Below are 16690 nucleotides of genomic sequence, written 5' to 3'. Positions count from 1 at the left end.
TACAGTGTTGATAGCATCAGGCCTGGTAGCTGATGCGTCCGTCGACCAAGGTGTAGCGTACCGTCGCCGGCAGGCTATGCCCGATGAACGGGCAGTTCTCACCTTTGGACAGCCACTGCTCTCCGGCAACCGTGGAGCTGGCCGGGTCAAACAGCACCAGATCCGCCGCCGCACCCACCGCCAATTTACCCGCCGGCAGACGCAGGGCCTCGGCCGGGCCGGCGCTCAGGCGTGCCAGCAACGTTGGCAAGTCGAGCAAACCATCTTCCACCAACGTCATCGCCAGCGGCAGCAACAGTTCGACACTGCTGATGCCCGGCTCTGTCGCGCCAAACGGTGCCAGCTTGGCATCGCGTTCATGGGGCTGGTGATGGCTGGAAATCGCCGAGACCACACCGGACTTGACCGCCGCACGCAAACCGTCGCGGTCGCCCAGGGTGCGCAGCGGCGGCTGCACGTGGTACAGGCTGGAAAAGTCGATCAGCGCTTCATCCGTCAGAATCAGCTGATACAACGCCACATCCGCCGTCACCGGCAGACCACGGGCTTGAGCCTGGGCGATCAGGGCGACACCGCGTGCGCTGGTCAACTGGCTGAAGTGCGCGCGCACGCCGCTTTGTTCCACCAGCAGCAGGTCGCGGGCCAGGGCCACGGTCTCGGCGGTTTCCGGAATGCCCGGCAAACCGAGGAAGCTGGCCACGGCGCCTTCATGGGCCAGGCCACCTTCGGCCAGGTCGCGGTCCTGGGAATTGAAGATTACTGTCAGGTCGAACGTGGCTGCGTATTCCAGCGCGCGCAACAACGTGCGGGTGCTGCGAAAGCTTTCCAGGCCGTTGCCGAACGCTACGCAGCCCGCGTCACGCAAGGCGATCAGTTCGGCGAGTTGTTCGCCTTCCAGGCCTTTGCTCAGGGCGCCGATGGGGAACACCTTGCAGTTGCCGGCTTCACGGGCGCGGTCTAGGATCAGCTCGGTCACGGCCGAGGTGTCCAGGATCGGCTTGGTGTGCGGCGGGCAGCACAGGCTGGTCACGCCACCGGCGGCAGCGGCGCGGGTTTCGCTGGTGATGCTGCCTTTGCGGCTGTAGCCCGGCTCGCGCAGGGCGACGTTCAGGTCCACCAGCCCGGGCGCGGCCACCAGGCCTTGGGCGTCGATGGTGTCCAGCGCGCTGAAACCAACGGGTGCAGCGCCGAGGGCGATGATCTTGCCGGCTTCCAGATGCAGATCGGTGACGTGGTCCAGGCCACTGGCCGGATCGATAACGCGGGCGCCGAGGATGCTGAGCTTCACTGGGCGTTCTCCTGCTCGAATTGACGTTGGGCGGTTTGCCCGCTCATGGCCATGGACAATACGGCCATGCGGACGGCGATGCCGTAGGTAACCTGGTTGAGAATCACCGACTGGCTGCCGTCGGCCACCGCCGACTCAATCTCCACGCCACGGTTGATCGGGCCCGGGTGCATGACGATGGCGTCCGGCTTGGCGCCGGCCAGGCGCGCGGTGGTCAGGCCGAACAGGCGGTAGAACTCGCCCTCGCTCGGCAACAGGCCTCCGGCCATGCGCTCGCGTTGCAGGCGCAGCATGATCACCACGTCCACATCCTTGAGGCCTTCAGCCATGTCGGTGTAGACCTTCACGCCGTACTGCTCGATGCCGATCGGCAGCAGGGTTTTCGGTGCGATCACTCGGATGTCCGGGCAACCCAGGGTTTTCAGGGCCAGCATGTTCGAGCGCGCAACCCGCGAATGCAGGATGTCGCCGACAATGGCCACCGAGAGGTTTTCGAAGCTGCCCTTGTGCCGACGGATGGTGAGCATGTCGAGCATGCCCTGGGTCGGGTGGGCGTGACGGCCGTCGCCGCCGTTGATGATCGCCACCTGCGGGCACACGTGCTCGGCGATGAAGTGCGCGGCGCCAGAGTCGCCGTGACGCACCACGAACATGTCGGCGGCCATGGCTTCCAGGTTGCGCAGGGTGTCGAGCAGGGTCTCGCCCTTGCTCGCCGACGACGTGGACACGTTCAACGTGATCACGTCGGCCGACAGCCGCTGGGCAGCGAGCTCAAAGGTGGTGCGGGTGCGGGTGGAGTTCTCGAAGAACACATTGCAGATGGTCTTGCCGCGCAGCAGCGGGACCTTCTTCACCGCGCGGCCACCGACTTCCAGGAACGAGTCGGCGGTGTCGAGGATTTCGGTGAGCAGTTCGCGGGGCAAACCGTCGAGGGACAAGAAGTGTTGCAACTGACCCTGAGCATTGAGCTGCAGCGGGCGCTTGGCATCTAGAGGCGTCATCGCGGGGACTCTTTACAAGGCGGTTTAAAGGGCGAGGTCTTGCAGTTCGAGTACGAGCGGCGTGGGACCGGACAATTTTACCCGCTGGTGGGGCGCAAGCGACAGCGTTGCGCCGACCACATCCGGGCTGATCGGCAATTCGCCGGCGTCCAGGTCCAGCAGGCACACCAGGGTCACGCTGGCCGGACGGCCGTAGTCGAACAGTTCGTTCAGGGCGGCGCGGATGGTGCGGCCGCTCATCAGCACGTCGTCGATCAGTACCAGGTGCTGGCCTTCGATCTCGAACGGCAGGGCCGAGGGGCGCACTTGCGGATGCAGGCCGTTCTGGCTGAAATCGTCACGGTAAAAGGACACGTCGAGGGTGCCGAGGGGCGAATCGCTGCCCAATGCTTCCAGCAGCGCCTGGGCGACCCACACACCGCCGGTGCGAATGCCGATGAAGCGCGGCTCGCTGATGTTGCGGTGTTGCAGATGGGCCGTGAGGCGGGTGGCCATCTGGCTGATCAGTTCGGCGGGGTTCGGCAGGCTCATGGTGGCTCCTTCAGGACCTTGGCGCAGGCAAGGTCCGGGCTCAAACGTAAAAGACACTGCAGGAGCGAGCTTGCTCGCGAAGAACTCACAGGCGCCGCGTGCATCACTGGATGCGCGCGTAATCGTTGACGTTTTTCGCGAGCAAGCTCGCTCCTGCAAAAAGCAATGCGGCAATTCAGGATTCAAATAAAGCGGTGTTTTCATCCAGCCATCCCTGCAACAACAGGGCGGCGGCGATGGCGTCCACAGGATTGTCGCGGTAGCTGCCTTTCTGCCCGCCCCGGTCACGGCGCTCACCTTTGGCTTCAAAGGTGGTGAGGCGCTCGTCGTGGGTATAGAAGGGCAGGTTGTAGCGGCCATTGAGGCGGCGGGCGAACTTTTCAGCGCGCAGGCACATGTCGCTGGGGGTGCCGTCCATGTTCAGCGGCAGGCCGACCACGACGGCGTCGGGTTTCCACTCTTTAATGAGGGCCTCGACCTGGTTCCAGTCCGGAATGCCGTTCTGGGCTTTCAAGGTGCACAACTCGCGGGCCTGGCCGGTGATGACCTGGCCAACTGCTACGCCGATCTGTTTGGTGCCGTAGTCAAAACCCAATATCAGACGCAAAGCCATCAGGCGTGCCCCGCCTGGCTGGTCAACAGACTGAGGTTGACCCGCAGCTTGGCGGCGGCCGCTTCCAGGCGCTGTTCACTGGCGGTATTGAAGAGGATGTCGGCATCGAATGGGCACGTCAGCCAGGCATTGCTGGCCAGTTCGGCCTCCAGCTGGCCTGCTTCCCAACCGGCGTAGCCGAGGGTGATTACGCTTTGCTCGGGCCCCACGCCGTCGGCGATGGCGAACAGCACGTCCTGGGAGGTGGACAGCGACACGCCCTCCAGGTCAACCGTGGCCTGGAACTTCGGCCCGGTGGGGTGCAGCACAAACCCGCGATCGGTCTGTACCGGCCCGCCTATATAGATGGGCACGCCCTGGCAACGGGCCGGTGGGTCGATTTCGGGGCGCAGCTGCTCAAGGATATCCGCCAGGCTCAGCTCTTGCGGGCGGTTGACCACCAACCCCATGGCACCGTTGGCAGTGTGCTCGACGATGTAGGTCAAGGTCTGCGCAAAGTTCGGGTCGGCCATATGGGGCATGGCGATCAGGAATTGGTGCTTGAGGTAGGTCGGGCTGACGTTTTTCATGTCCGCTAGTGTGGCGTTGGAGGGGCGAACTGACAAGCTGGGGATGTGCTGCCCCGGGCAAATTGTCATCAATTGCTGGAAAGCCGATCACCCTTGGCGAATTTCCAGGTGCGGATGATTTCCAGGCGGTCGACGTCGTTCAGGTCACCGGTGAACGGCGCAAAAGGCGCGGCCAGGCGCACGATGCGCTGGGCGGCCTGGTCCAGCAGCGGCTGGCCGGATGACTCGAGTACCAGCACCTCATATAACGAACCATCGCGGTTGATCGACACCAACAGGCGCAAATTGCCATAGATCTGTTGGCGCCGTGCCTCTTCGGGGTAGTTGAGGTTACCGATGCGCTCGACCTTTTTGCGCCACTCGTCCTTATACCAGGCGCCTTTGTCGCGCATGGTGGAGGCCGCGTTCAGCCGGTAGATGCGCGGGCGCTTGGCATAGAGCTGTTGTTCCTGGGCCAGTTCGGCCTCCAGGCTGGAAATTTCATCGGTCAGTGTCGAACTGTCGAAGGTCGGCGCCGGCTTGACCGGCTCGGGTTTGGGTTCGGTCTTGGTCTTTTCGCGCTGGGTCGGGGCTTTCTGCGGCTTGGGCGCGACGGTGGTCACGGCAGCCTTGGGCGCGGCCTGCCGGACTTCGGGCTTGGGTGCTGGCGGCGGAGTGACCTTGTTGACCTTGTTGTCCTGGAACGGCGCCACTTCGGTGGTCTTGGGCACGGCCTTCTTGTCCAGGGTGCCGCTGCCCTGCTGGTTTTCCTGGGCAAGGAAATCCGCCTTCTCGGGCTTCTTCTCGCTCTTGAAGGTGGCCAGGGTGATTTCCAGGGTTTTGCTGATCTGCTTGGGCTCGACCATGGTGAAGCCCAGGCCGAGAATCAAGGCCAGGTGAACCAGTGCGGCCAGGAACAGGGTAAATCCGAGCCGATCAGCCGGGCGCACGCCGCTGTGGGAGAGTTCGGGGGGCAGATCGGACGGGAGTGTCATGACAAAGGAACCAACATCGCGCGTTTCACAGGTGGCGCATGATAACGCAATGTTGGTTTGTGTCCGGCTGTTCTATGTCACTTGGCTTGTAGCTTGCGCTCGATGGCCGCCATCAGCATGTCGCCGATGTTGGTGCCAAACGCGTTGTCTATCTCGCGGATGCAAGTAGGGCTGGTGACGTTGATTTCGGTGAGGTGCTCACCAATTACATCAAGTCCTACAAACAACAAGCCCTTTTCCCGCAGGGTCGGGCCAACCTGAGCGGCAATCCAGCGGTCTTTCTCCGACAAGGGGCGCGCTTCACCGCGACCACCGGCCGCCAGGTTGCCCCGGGTCTCGCCCGCCGCCGGGATACGTGCCAGGCAGTAATCCACCGGCTCGCCGTCGATCATCAGGATGCGCTTGTCGCCGTCCTTGATCGCTGGCAGGTAGGCCTGGCCCATGATCTGCTGGGTGCCCAGTGCGGTCAGGGTTTCCAGGATCACCGACAGGTTCGGGTCGCCGGCGCGGTGACGGAAGATCGAGGTGCCGCCCATGCCGTCCAGCGGCTTGAGGATCACGTCACCGTGCTTGGCGGCGAATTCACGCAGCACATCGGCGCGGCGGCTGACCACGGTCGGCGGCGTGCACTGTGGGAACAGGGTGGCGAACAGCTTTTCGTTGCAGTCGCGCAGGCTTTGCGGCTTGTTGACGATCAGTACACCAGCGGCTTCGGCTTGCTCCAGCAGGTAGGTGGAGTAGACGAACTCCATGTCGAATGGCGGATCCTTGCGCATCAGGATCACATCGAGGTCGCTCAACGGGCTGTCGATTTCATCCTGCAGTTCAAACCATTTCTCAGGGTTGGCGAACACCTGCAGCGGGCGCATGCGCGCGCGGGCCTGGCCTTCGCCCTGGTACAGGTCGCGCTGTTCCATGTAGAACAGGCTCCAGCCACGGGCCTGGGCGGCCAGGAGCATGGCCAGCGAACTGTCCTTTTTATAGGAAATGCTGGCGATAGGGTCCATGACAATGCCGACGCGAACGCTCATGGGGGATTTCCTCTAGCAAATTGGGGCGCATAAAAGTGGCGTCAGAGTGGCGCTGCGGCTGTTGTGGGTCAAGGAAAAACCACCGGGCGGGTGCCTCGATAGATTGCTCCCCGAGACTGTGCTAAAAAGACTGCCACGGCGCAGCAGCCTTTGAATTCCAAGGCTTGCGGGCTCGTCCCGGGCAACATCAGGCAGTACACACCGAAAACCGATTCGCTGTGGCGATGGTAGAGCAGATATGGAACAGCATTCCAACGCCTTGAGGGTGATGGTGATCGACGACTCAAAGACGATCCGCCGCACCGCCGAGACCTTGTTGAAGAACGTGGGGTGCGACGTCATCACGGCCATCGACGGTTTCGATGCCCTGGCCCGTATCGTTGACCATCACCCGCACATTATCTTTGTCGACATCATGATGCCGCGCCTGGATGGCTATCAGACCTGCGCGCTGGTGAAGAACAACCCGGCGTTCAAGTCGATCCCGGTGATCATGCTGTCCTCCAAGGACGGCCTGTTCGACAAGGCCAAGGGCCGAATCGTGGGTGTCGATCAGTTTTTGACCAAGCCTTTCAGCAAGGAAGAACTGCTGGGCGCGATCAAGGCCTACGTGCCTGCGTTCGCCGCAGCAGAACAAGCACACTGACGCCGCCTCACAAGGGCCGGCGTTTACCAAAGTAGTGGGGAAAACCATGGCACGTGTTCTGATCGTCGACGATTCGCCGACCGAAATGTACAAACTCACCGGCATGCTGGAAAAGCATGGCCACCAGGTCCTCAAGGCCGAAAACGGCGCAGACGGCGTGGCCCTGGCCCGTCAGGAAAAACCCGATGCCGTGCTGATGGACATCGTGATGCCGGGCCTCAATGGCTTCCAGGCTACCCGTCAGCTGTCCAAGGAACCGGAAACCAACGGTATCCCGATCATCATCATCACCACCAAGGACCAGGAAACCGACAAGATCTGGGGCGCGCGCCAGGGCGCCAAGGACTACCTGACCAAACCGGTGGACGAAGACACCCTGATCGCCACGCTGAACAAGGTGCTGGCCGGCTGACGGCAGGCCATCATGAGCGAGTCGCAGACCGCCTTCGAGTTGCTGCTGGATATCGACCGCCGCTGTCGCCTGCTGGCCGCCGACCTGCCGTCCCAGGAAACCCGCCAGCAACGCTGGAGCGGCATCGGTTTTCGCCTGGGCCAGCATTGGTACGTGGCGCCCATGGGCGAAGTCGCCGAAGTCCTGCATGAACCGCATTGCACCTTGATGCCGGGGGTCAAGGCCTGGGTCAAGGGCGTGGCCAACCTGCGCGGGCGCCTGCTGCCGGTGATGGACCTGGGTGCGTTCCTCGGCCTGGCATTGTCCCGCGCGCGCAAGCAACGGCGCGTGCTGGTGGTGGAATACAACGACTTGTTTGTCGGGCTGCTGGTGGATGAGGTGATGGGCATGCAGCATTTTGCACAAGACGCACTGTTGCCCAGCGACGCCCCAGCCGCGCCGTTTATCCAGGGCTGCTTCGACGGTGACCCGCAATGGCAGGTCTTCAGCCCCTTCGCCCTGGCCCAGGCTCCAGGCTTCATGGATGTCGCCGCATGACCACTGTCACCCCGTCCAAGACCCAGGCGGGCTCGCGCAGCCGCTCGCAGATCATCGTGCTGTTCATTGCGTTGATTGTGTTCATCATGCTGCTGTTCGCCAACTTCGCGTACCTCAACACCCAGTCCACCTACGACAAGCAGTACATCGGCCACGCCGGTGAGTTGCGTGTGCTGTCCCAGCGCATCGCCAAGAACGCCACCGAAGCCGCCGCCGGCAAGGCCGCCGCCTTCAAGTTGCTGGGGGACGCGCGCAATGACTTCGCCCAGCGCTGGGGCTACCTGAAAAAAGGTGACTCGCAAACCGGGCTGCCGGCCGCACCCAGTGCCGTGCGCGCGGAAATGCGCGCGGTGCAGACCGACTGGGAAGCCCTGCTGAAAAACACCGACGCCATCCTTGCCAGCGAACAGACCGTGTTGTCGCTGCACCAAGTGGCTGCGACCCTCGCCGAAACCGTGCCGCAATTGCAGTTGGAGTCGGAGAAGGTCGTCGACATCCTGCTGCAACGCGGCGCGCCGGCCAGCCAGGTGGCGTTGGCCCAGCGCCAGTCGTTGCTGGCCGAGCGAATTCTGGGCGCGGTGAACACCGTGCTGGCCGGCGACGAAACCGCCGTGCAAGCCGCCGATGCCTTTGGCCGCGACGCCAACCGCTTTGGCCAGGTGCTCAACGGCATGCTCAACGGCAACCCTGGGCTGCGCATCACTCAGGTCGAGGACCGCGACGCCCGCGCACGGCTGGCGGAAATCGCCGAGCTGTTCGAGTTTGTCTCAGGCTCCGTGGATGAAATCCTCGAAACCTCGCCGCAGCTGTTCCAGGTGCGGGCGTCGGCGAGCAATATCTTCAACCTGTCGCAAACCCTGTTGGACGAAGCCTCGCACCTGGCCACCGGGTTCGAGAACCTCGCCAGCGGGCGCAGCCTGGATACCATTGGCGGCTACGTGCTGGGCCTGCTGGCGCTGGCGTCGATCATCCTGATCGGCCTGGTGATGGTGCGCGAGACCAATCGTCAACTGCACGAAACCGCCGAGAAGAACGAGCGTAACCAGAACGCGATCATGCGCCTGCTGGATGAAATCGAAGACCTGGCCGACGGCGACCTGACGGTCACGGCCTCGGTGACCGAAGACTTCACCGGCACCATCGCCGACTCCATCAACTATTCCGTCGACCAGTTGCGCGACCTGGTCGCCACGATCAACCTCACCGCCGGGCAAGTCGCCGGTGCGGTGCAGGACACCCAGGCCACCGCGATGCACCTGGCGCAGGCCTCGGAGCATCAGGCGCAGCAGATTGCCGAAGCGTCCACCGCGATCAACCAGATGGCCCAGTCCATCGACCAGGTGTCGGCCAATGCGGCCGAATCCTCGGCGGTGGCGGAGCGTTCGGTGGAGATTGCCAACAAGGGCAACGAGGTGGTGCACAACACCATCCACGGCATGGACAACATTCGCGAGCAGATCCAGGACACCGCCAAGCGCATCAAGCGCCTGGGCGAGTCATCCCAGGAGATCGGTGACATCGTCAGCCTGATCGACGACATCGCCGACCAGACCAATATCCTCGCTCTCAACGCAGCGATCCAGGCCAGCATGGCCGGGGACGCCGGCCGCGGCTTTGCGGTGGTGGCCGACGAGGTGCAACGCCTGGCCGAGCGCTCGTCGGCGGCCACGCGGCAGATCGAAACCCTGGTGCGGGCGATCCAGGCCGACACCAATGAAGCCGTGATTTCGATGGAGCAGACCACCACCGAAGTGGTACGCGGCGCACGGTTGGCGCAGGATGCAGGCGTGGCGCTGGAAGAAATCGAAGGCGTATCGAAGACATTGGCGGCGCTGATCCAGAGCATCTCGAATGCGGCGCAGCAACAGACGTCTTCGGCGGGGCAGATCTCCCTGACCATGAACGTGATCCAGCAGATCACCACGCAGACCTCGTCGGGCTCTACGGCCACCGCAGAAAGCATCGGCAACCTGGCGAAAATGGCCAGCCAGTTGCGCAGGTCGGTGTCGGGGTTCACCTTGCCAGCGGTTAAACAGGCTGATGATTGAAATGCAGTCCACCTGTGGGAGGTGGCTTGCCCCCGATAGCAGTAGGTCAGTCACCCAATCGTTGACTGATGCACCGCCATCGGGGGCAAGCCCCCTCCCACATTTGACCTCTATCTGTCTTGATATCTCGCACCACCAGCAACCCACGAATTCCAAGCGGAGCAGTTATGGTTGACCGGCACGACTACGTGGCCCTCGAATGGGTCAAGGGCGACATTGCCGAAACCCTGAAACAGGCCCGTTCGGCGCTCGATGCGTATGTCGAAACCTCAGACGGCGATGCCATCGGCGAGTGCCTGGCGTGTGTCCATCAAGTGCATGGCGCGCTGCAAATGGTCGAGTTCTATGGCGCAGCCCTGCTGGCTGAGGAAATCGAAGAGCTGGCGCAGGCCCTGCAAGCCGGCGGCGTCAGCCAGCGCGACGAAGGCATCCGCCTGCTGCAACAGGCCCTCAACCAACTGCCGCTGTACCTGGACCGCGTGCACAGCGCCCGCCGTGACCTGCCGCTGGTGGTGCTGCCGCTGCTCAACGACCTGCGCAGCGCGCGCGGCGAAAGCCTGCTGTCGGAAACCAGCCTGTTCAGCCCGCAATTGCTGTCCATTGCGCCGCTGCCCGATGAAGCCCTGGCCCAGCGCGCCACGCGCGACCTGCACGAACAGTTGCGTCTGTGGCACACGCTCTTGCAACAGGCCCTGGCCGGGTTGCTGCGTGAAGACCACGGCCCCAGCAACCTCGAAGACATGGCACGGGTGTTCGCACGTCTCGAGGCCCTGTGCCAGGGCGCGCCGTTATTGCCGCTGTGGCAAGTCACCTCGGCGCTGGTCGAAGGCATGCTCACCGGCGTGATCGCCAACAGTCCGGCGCTGCGCAGTTTGCTCAAGGCCAGTGGCAAGCAGCTCAAACGCCTGTTGGCCCAAGGCATTGGCGGGATCAACCAAGCGGCGCCGGATGAGTTGCTCAAGAGCCTGCTGTTCTACGTCGCCAAGGTCACCCGCCCGACACCGCGCATGCAAAGTTTGAAAGAGCGCTACGGCCTGGACGAAGCCTTGCCCGACAGCGCGGTGGTCGACGCCGAGCGCGCGCGGCTGGCCGGGCCGGATCGCAATGCCATGGGCTCGGTGCTGGGCGCATTATGTGAGGAGCTGGTGCGGGTCAAGGAGCGCCTCGACCTGTTCGTGCGCAGCGACCGCCAGCACACCCGCGACCTGGAAACCCTGCTCGCGCCGCTGCGGCAGATCGCCGATACCCTGGCGGTGCTGGGCTTTGGCCAGCCGCGCAAGGTCATCATCGATCAGCTCGCCGTGGTGCTGAGCCTGGCCCAGGGCCAGCGCGAACCCAACGACGCGGTGCTGATGGACGTGGCCGGGGCCTTGCTCTACGTCGAAGCCACGCTGGCGGGGATGGTCGGCACCGTCGAACCGGAAAGTCGCGAAGACAGTCGCTTGCCCACCACCGACCTGACCCAGATTCATCAGTTGGTGATCCGCGAATCCTGCCAGTGCTTGAAGCAGGCCAAGGAATTGGTCATCGACTGCCTCGAAGCCGACTGGGACCGCCAGCGCCTGGAGTCCCTGCCCGAGCTGCTGAGCCAGGTTCGCGGCGCGTTGGCGATGATCCCGCTGCCCCGCGCAGCGAGCCTGATGCGCGGGTGCACCGACTACGTCGATGACGTGTTGATGGTCGACGATGTGCCGCCTTCGCAGATGCACCTGGCGCACTTCGCCGATGTGATCTGCAGCCTGGAATACTACCTGGAGCGCATGCTCCAGGACCCGGACGCGGTGGGCGAGCGGGTGTTGGAACGGGCTACCCAAGGCCTGGCAGCGCTGGGCTACCTGCCTGCCGAGAAACCCTGGCGCCAGGCGCTGGTGGCCCCGGACGGCGCGCTGTCCGGTGAGACCGCGCCCAGCCAATCCCAGTTCGATGCCCTGGCCAGCCCGACCTCGCGCCTGAACCCGCCGGCCCTGCAACGCCCCGGCAGCCTGCTGCCGCCACCGGCGGACGAAGCGCCCATCGACGACGAGTTGCGCGAAGTCTTCCTTGAAGAAACCGACGAAGTCCTCGACGTCCTGCGTCGCTACCTGCCTGACAGCGCCGACAAGACCGCCCAGGGCGAAATGCGCCGGGCCTTTCACACCCTCAAGGGCAGCGGCCGCATGGTGCGCGCGTTGGTGCTGGCCGAGCTGGCCTGGGCGGTGGAAAACCTGCTCAACCGGGTGCTGGAACGCAGCGTCACCCCAGGCCCTGAGGTGCAGCAGGTGCTGGATGAGGCCGTGGCGCTGTTGCCGGAACTGATCGCCGATTTCGCCACCGACGACCAGCGCCAGCGGGACGAAGTCGATGCCCTGGCCGCCCGCGCCCATGCCCTGGCCAGCGGCGCCGAACCCCACGACCCGATGCTGCTGGAGATCTTCCGCAATGAAGCCCAGAGCCACCTGGACAGCCTCAACCACTTCCTGCAGCAGGCTGCCGAACACGTGCCGCTGCACGTCAGCGATGAACTGCAACGCGCCCTGCACACCCTCAAGGGCAGTGCCTACATGGCCGGCGTGTTGCCCATCGCCGAGCTGGCGCGGCCACTCGATCACCTGACCCGCGAGTACAAGGCGCACCGCCTGGCACTGGACCTGGACGAACTGGAGGTGTTGCTGGAAGCCGAAGCGCTGTTCCAGCGCGGTCTGCGGCAGCTGGACAGCGACCCCCTGGCGCCTATCGACGGCGCGAAAGACCTGATCAACCGCGCCCAGACCCTGCTGGATCAGCAGTTGGCCATGCTGCTCGACGCGCCCAACACCGGCCTGCGGGTCAAGCGCGACCCGCAACTGATCGCCAACTTCCTGGCCCAGGGCATGGATATCCTGCTCGACGCCGACAGCCTGCTGCATCGTTGGCAACAGCACCCCGGCGAGCGCCAGGAACTCACCGCACTGCTGGATGAACTGACCACCCTGGGGGAGGGCGCGCACATCGCCGACCTGCTCCCCATCGACGAGCTCTGTGAAGCCCTGCTTGACCTGTATGGCGCTGTCGAAGAAAGCAGCCTGGCGGTGAGCGAACGTTTCTTCCATGAGGCCGAACAGGCCCATGAAGCACTCATCAACATGCTCGACCAACTGGCCGCCGGCCAGGAAATCAGCCCGGCGCCAACGCGGGTCGAAGCCCTGCGCGAGCTGCTGGACGAAGCGCTGGACCCCTCCGCCACCGGCCTGATCAAGAGTGACGGCAGCCGCGCGTTGAGTATTTCCGAGCTAGGCGCGGCCACGGCGCAGTTGGGTCACGAAACGGCGATGGACGATGAGATCGTCGAGATCTTCCTCGAAGAAGCCGTGGACATCCTCGACAGCGCCGGGCAGTCCCTCAAACGCTGGTTGCTGGAGCCCGAAAACGCGGCGCCGCTGTCGTCGCTGCAGCGCGATCTGCACACCCTCAAGGGCGGCGCGCGCATGGCTGAAATTGGCCCGGTGGCGGCGTTGGCCCATGAATTGGAGTGCCTGTACGAGGGCTTGGTCGACCGGCGTTTCAGCTACTCCGCCGAGTTGTCCCAGGTGCTGATGGCCAGCCATGAACAACTGGCCCTGCAGCTCGAAGAACTGCAGAACCAGCAGCCCCTCAGCGACAGCGCCGAACTGGTCGCCAAGGTGCGAGCCCTGCGCCAGAACACCACGCCGGCTGCCCCGGCTGCGCCCGCACACACCCAAGGCGCCGACCCCGAGTTGCTGGATATCTTCCTGGAAGAAGCCGCCGACATTCTCGACAGCTCCAGTGCCGCGCTGGCGCGTTGGCAGGCCGAGCCCGGCAACCGCCAGGAAGTCGAAACCCTGCTGCGCGACCTGCACACCCTCAAGGGCGGCGCGCGCATGGTGGAAATCGGGCCGATTGGCGACCTGGCGCATGAACTGGAGTTTCTCTACGAGGGGTTGTCCGCTGGCTTGCTGGCGCCGTCCGCCGAACTGTTCGCGCTGTTGCAGGGCTGTCACGACCGCCTCGCGCAGATGATCGACGCGGTGGCGGAGGGTGTGCCGGTAGGGTCGGTGGACAAGCTGATCGAGCGCATCAAAAGCCTGGTGCACCCCAGCGACGAGGCGGTGTTGCCGGTGGCGTTGCCAGCGGGCAAGGCGGACACGGTGGTCGACCCGGCTGCCGACATGGTCAAGATTTCCGCCGAGCTGCTGGACGACCTGGTCAACCTGGCCGGTGAAACCTCGATCTTCCGTGGCCGTATCGAGCAGCAAGTCAACGACGCACGCATCGCCCTCAGCGAGATGGAAACCACGCTCGAACGCATGCGCGACCAACTGCGTCGCCTCGACAGCGAAACCCAGGGCCGCATCCTCAGCCGCCAGCAGGCCGAGGCCGAGCGCCTGGGGTATGAAGAATTCGACCCGCTGGAAATGGACCGCCATTCCCAGTTGCAGCAACTGTCTCGCGCCTTGTCCGAATCGGTGTCGGACCTTTTGGACCTCAAGGACACGCTAGACAGCCGCAACCAGGCTGCCCACGACCTGATGCAGCAACAGGCACGAATCAATACTGAATTGCAGCAAGGCTTGATGCGCACGCGCATGGTGCCGTTCGAACGCATGCTGCCGCGCCTCAAGCGCATCGTGCGGCAAGTGGCGGGTGAGCTGGGCAAGGACGTCGAGTTCATCGTCGGCAACGCCGAAGGCGAGATGGACCGCAATGTGCTGGAGCGCATGGCGGCGCCGCTGGAGCACATGCTGCGCAACGCCGTCGACCACGGCCTGGAGTCCCGCGAGGCGCGGCTGCTGGCGGGCAAGCCGGAGAAGGGCCGCATCACCCTGGACCTGACCCACGAAGGCGGCGACATCGTCTTCGACATGCGTGACGACGGCGCCGGTGTACCGCTGGACGCGGTGCGGCGCAAGGCGATCAAGCGCGGTTTGCTCGACCCCAATCAAGAGATCAGCGACCGCGACGTGCTGCAGTTCATCCTGCAGCCGGGGTTTTCCACGGCGGAAAAAATCACTCAGATTTCCGGGCGCGGCGTGGGCATGGATGTGGTGCACGAAGAGGTGCGCCAGCTCGGCGGCTCGATGTTTATCGACTCGACGCCGGGCGCCGGCGTGCATTTTCGCATTCGCCTGCCGTTTACCGTGTCGGTCAACCGTGCGTTGATGGTGCAGTGCGCGGATGATCAATACGCGATTCCTCTCAACACCATCGAAGGACTGGTGCGGGTGCTGCCCCATGAGTTGGCCGGGCATTATCAGCAGGACCCGCCGTGTTACGAGTACGCCGGCCAGCGTTATGAATTGTTTTATCTGGGCGATTTGCTGCACACCGTGAGCCGGCCGAAATTGCTCGGCCAGTACCAGCCGGTGCCGGTGCCGGTGCTGCTGGTGCAGTGCAACGAACGCCGCGTGGCGGTGCATGTGGATGGCATGGCGGGGACGCGGGAGATTGTGGTCAAGGGCCTGGGGCCGCAGTTTGCCGGGGTGCAGGGGCTGTCGGGCGCGACCATCCTGGGGGATGGGCGCGTGGTGTTGATCATCGACTTGCTGGCGCATATCCGTGCGCGCCAACCCGCCTTGCCAGCCCAGTTGGCCGATGCGCCGCTGATCCTCAACGACCCGCTGAAGAAGCGTCCGCTGCTGGTATTGGTGGTGGACGATTCGGTCACCGTGCGCAAAGTCACCAGCCGCCTGCTGGAGCGCAACGGCATGAACGTGCTCACCGCCAAGGACGGCATCGACGCCCTTGCCGTGCTGGAAGAACACACGCCGGACCTGATGCTGCTCGACATCGAGATGCCGCGCATGGATGGCTTTGAAGTCGCCACGCAAATCCGCAACGACCCCCGGCTGATGCGGCTGCCGATCATCATGATCACCTCGCGCACCGGCCAGAAACACCGTGACCGCGCCATGGCCATTGGTGTGAATGACTACCTCGGCAAGCCGTATCAAGAGTCGGTGCTGCTGGAAAGCATCGCCTACTGGAGCAAGTCCCATGCTTGACCACCGCACCAGCCAACTCACCGGCCTGCTGCTGCCGCTGGCCGACCGCCACCTGGTGCTGCCCAACGTGGCCATCGCCGAGCTGATCGACTTCCAGCGCGGCGAGCCGGCCAGCGATGCACCGCCGTGGTATTTGCGGCAGGTGACGTGGCGCGATCGGCAAATCCCGCTGATCAGCTTTGAAGCGGTGTGCGGCGAGGCCAGCGTGACCGGCGAGCGCTCTCGCATCGTGGTGCTGAATGCATTGGGTGGACGGTCGACGTTGAAGTTTATTGCGCTGGTGATTCAGGGGATTCCCCGGTCGTACAAGCTCGACAGTGAGTTGAGTTATGTCGACGTGCCGCTGTGCCCGCTGGAACTGGCGGCGGTGCAGGTGGGGGAGCATGTGGCGAAGGTGCCGGACCTGATGGGGCTGGAAGCGCTATTGGTCGAATCCGGCCTGGCCTGACCCCTCATGCTCAATCCCAGTGACTATCAAGATGTGGGAGGGGGCTTGCCCCCGATGGCTGACTGTCAGTTGATACTTCTATACCTGAACCACCGCAATCGGGGGCAAGCCCCCTCCCACAATCCGTAAACCTCAATCAATCCGCGCGAACCGCTCAATCACCGGCTGCTCCTGCTGGTCAACGCCAGCGAAACCCTGTCCTCCCTCAACGCACTGACCTGCAATCTCGCGTTCGACCTGGACACCTCCCAGCGCGCGATCATGCTCGGGATTCAGCAAATGGCGGAGTTGGGGCAGCTATTAGTGGATCGGGCCCTGGAACAGATTTCCCCTTCACCAGTGGCTTAAAACTTGATCGTCCCCTGAAGACTGGATCGGCAAATGGAATGCCGGGAACAGTTTTGTGCAGCGGGTCGTGCAGCAGGACAAGATCAACCTGATGGGGAGCGACCCCCTGGAATCCACGGATGGACAACAAGACAAACCTGGAGAATCTGCAACGTAGCGGCGGCTTGAAGGCTGAGCCGCCGGATCGCAAGAGTGGAAAATTTGTTTGCTGTTCATGAGTGAAGATAGCTCGGCTGGTTTGAACACCACGCTCCCACATTTTGATC

14 protein-coding genes and 1 pseudogene are annotated in these 16690 nt (G+C 63.7%); 8 read left to right on the top strand and 7 right to left on the bottom strand.

What is annotated here, in order from left to right; translation table 11 throughout:
* Positions 1 to 16: 16 nt before the first annotated feature.
* The 7 genes from CQ041_RS03320 to gshB form a co-directional block, all read right to left on the bottom strand.
* On the bottom strand, positions 17 to 1288 hold the full coding sequence (locus CQ041_RS03320; protein ID WP_105521086.1) for a dihydroorotase: 1272 nt from the start codon (positions 1286 to 1288) through the stop codon (positions 17 to 19).
* The gene (locus tag CQ041_RS03315; RefSeq protein WP_105521085.1) at positions 1285 to 2289 is read right to left on the bottom strand and encodes an aspartate carbamoyltransferase catalytic subunit; all 1005 of its coding nucleotides are present in this window, start codon (positions 2287 to 2289) and stop codon (positions 1285 to 1287) included. The genes CQ041_RS03320 and CQ041_RS03315 overlap by 4 nt, the downstream gene beginning before the upstream one ends.
* Before the next feature lie 24 nt (positions 2290 to 2313).
* Complete coding sequence (gene pyrR, locus CQ041_RS03310) at positions 2314 to 2820, bottom strand: bifunctional pyr operon transcriptional regulator/uracil phosphoribosyltransferase PyrR (RefSeq protein ID WP_105521084.1); 507 nt, start codon at positions 2818 to 2820, stop codon at positions 2314 to 2316.
* A 175-nt stretch (positions 2821 to 2995) separates the two neighbouring features.
* Positions 2996 to 3433, bottom strand: a complete 438-nt coding sequence (gene ruvX / locus CQ041_RS03305; RefSeq protein ID WP_005792259.1) for a Holliday junction resolvase RuvX — start codon at positions 3431 to 3433, stop codon at positions 2996 to 2998.
* Positions 3433 to 4002 carry a YqgE/AlgH family protein gene (locus tag CQ041_RS03300; protein WP_105521083.1) on the bottom strand — a complete coding sequence of 190 codons (570 nt, stop codon included), beginning with the start codon at positions 4000 to 4002 and terminating at the stop codon, positions 3433 to 3435. Before CQ041_RS03300 ends, ruvX begins: the two co-directional genes overlap by 1 nt.
* A 68-nt stretch (positions 4003 to 4070) precedes the next feature.
* A complete protein-coding gene (locus tag CQ041_RS03295) occupies positions 4071 to 4976 on the bottom strand; it encodes an energy transducer TonB (RefSeq protein WP_105521082.1) in 906 nt (301 codons plus the stop codon).
* Between the two features lie 77 nt (positions 4977 to 5053).
* On the bottom strand, positions 5054 to 6007 hold the full coding sequence (gene gshB, locus CQ041_RS03290; RefSeq protein WP_105521081.1) for a glutathione synthase: 954 nt from the start codon (positions 6005 to 6007) through the stop codon (positions 5054 to 5056).
* 238 nt (positions 6008 to 6245) lie between these two features.
* Between gshB and pilG the strand changes: the two genes are divergently transcribed.
* From pilG to CQ041_RS26485, 8 genes and pseudogenes are all read left to right on the top strand, one after another.
* On the top strand, positions 6246 to 6653 hold the full coding sequence (pilG, locus tag CQ041_RS03285; protein WP_105521080.1) for a twitching motility response regulator PilG: 408 nt from the start codon (positions 6246 to 6248) through the stop codon (positions 6651 to 6653).
* 46 nt (positions 6654 to 6699) lie between these two features.
* On the top strand, positions 6700 to 7065 hold the full coding sequence (gene pilH / locus CQ041_RS03280; protein WP_003234583.1) for a twitching motility response regulator PilH: 366 nt from the start codon (positions 6700 to 6702) through the stop codon (positions 7063 to 7065).
* Between the two features lie 12 nt (positions 7066 to 7077).
* Positions 7078 to 7602: a chemotaxis protein CheW gene (locus CQ041_RS03275; protein ID WP_105521079.1), complete on the top strand. Its 525-nt coding sequence runs from the start codon at positions 7078 to 7080 to the stop codon at positions 7600 to 7602.
* A complete protein-coding gene (locus tag CQ041_RS03270) occupies positions 7599 to 9650 on the top strand; it encodes a methyl-accepting chemotaxis protein (protein ID WP_105521078.1) in 2052 nt (683 codons plus the stop codon). The genes CQ041_RS03275 and CQ041_RS03270 overlap by 4 nt, the downstream gene beginning before the upstream one ends.
* A 167-nt stretch (positions 9651 to 9817) precedes the next feature.
* Positions 9818 to 15628, top strand: a complete 5811-nt coding sequence (locus tag CQ041_RS03265) for an Hpt domain-containing protein (RefSeq protein WP_105521077.1) — start codon at positions 9818 to 9820, stop codon at positions 15626 to 15628.
* Positions 15621 to 16076, top strand: a complete 456-nt coding sequence (locus CQ041_RS03260) for a chemotaxis protein CheW (protein ID WP_016976051.1) — start codon at positions 15621 to 15623, stop codon at positions 16074 to 16076. The genes CQ041_RS03265 and CQ041_RS03260 overlap by 8 nt, the downstream gene beginning before the upstream one ends.
* 135 nt (positions 16077 to 16211) lie before the next feature.
* A complete protein-coding gene (locus CQ041_RS26490; RefSeq protein WP_105521076.1) occupies positions 16212 to 16424 on the top strand; it encodes a DUF6124 family protein in 213 nt (70 codons plus the stop codon).
* Positions 16425 to 16434: 10 nt separating this feature from the next.
* Positions 16435 to 16581, top strand: a pseudogene (locus CQ041_RS26485) (transcriptional regulator); the annotation flags it as partial.
* Between the last annotated feature and the right edge of the window lie 109 nt (positions 16582 to 16690).

The organism is Pseudomonas sp. MYb60, from assembly GCF_002979555.1.
Taxonomy (GTDB): Bacteria; Pseudomonadota; Gammaproteobacteria; order Pseudomonadales; family Pseudomonadaceae; genus Aquipseudomonas.
The sequence above is the reverse complement of the archived record's forward strand: the minus strand, read 5'-3'. Positions and strand labels throughout refer to the sequence as shown.

Excerpts from the sequence above, each read along its gene's own strand:
- CQ041_RS03300 (WP_105521083.1), bottom strand. The coding sequence starts at position 4,002 with ATGAAAAACGTCAGCCCGACCTACCTCAAGCACCAATTCCTGATCGCC.
- CQ041_RS03260 (WP_016976051.1), top strand. The coding sequence starts at position 15,621 with ATGCTTGACCACCGCACCAGCCAACTCACCGGCCTGCTGCTGCCGCTG.
- pilG (WP_105521080.1), top strand. The coding sequence starts at position 6,246 with ATGGAACAGCATTCCAACGCCTTGAGGGTGATGGTGATCGACGACTCA.
- CQ041_RS03315 (WP_105521085.1), bottom strand. The coding sequence starts at position 2,289 with ATGACGCCTCTAGATGCCAAGCGCCCGCTGCAGCTCAATGCTCAGGGT.
- CQ041_RS03265 (WP_105521077.1), top strand. The coding sequence starts at position 9,818 with ATGGTTGACCGGCACGACTACGTGGCCCTCGAATGGGTCAAGGGCGAC.
- CQ041_RS03270 (WP_105521078.1), top strand. The coding sequence starts at position 7,599 with ATGACCACTGTCACCCCGTCCAAGACCCAGGCGGGCTCGCGCAGCCGC.
- ruvX (WP_005792259.1), bottom strand. The coding sequence starts at position 3,433 with ATGGCTTTGCGTCTGATATTGGGTTTTGACTACGGCACCAAACAGATC.
- pilH (WP_003234583.1), top strand. The coding sequence starts at position 6,700 with ATGGCACGTGTTCTGATCGTCGACGATTCGCCGACCGAAATGTACAAA.
- pyrR (WP_105521084.1), bottom strand. The coding sequence starts at position 2,820 with ATGAGCCTGCCGAACCCCGCCGAACTGATCAGCCAGATGGCCACCCGC.
- CQ041_RS03295 (WP_105521082.1), bottom strand. The coding sequence starts at position 4,976 with ATGACACTCCCGTCCGATCTGCCCCCCGAACTCTCCCACAGCGGCGTG.
- gshB (WP_105521081.1), bottom strand. The coding sequence starts at position 6,007 with ATGAGCGTTCGCGTCGGCATTGTCATGGACCCTATCGCCAGCATTTCC.
- CQ041_RS03275 (WP_105521079.1), top strand. The coding sequence starts at position 7,078 with ATGAGCGAGTCGCAGACCGCCTTCGAGTTGCTGCTGGATATCGACCGC.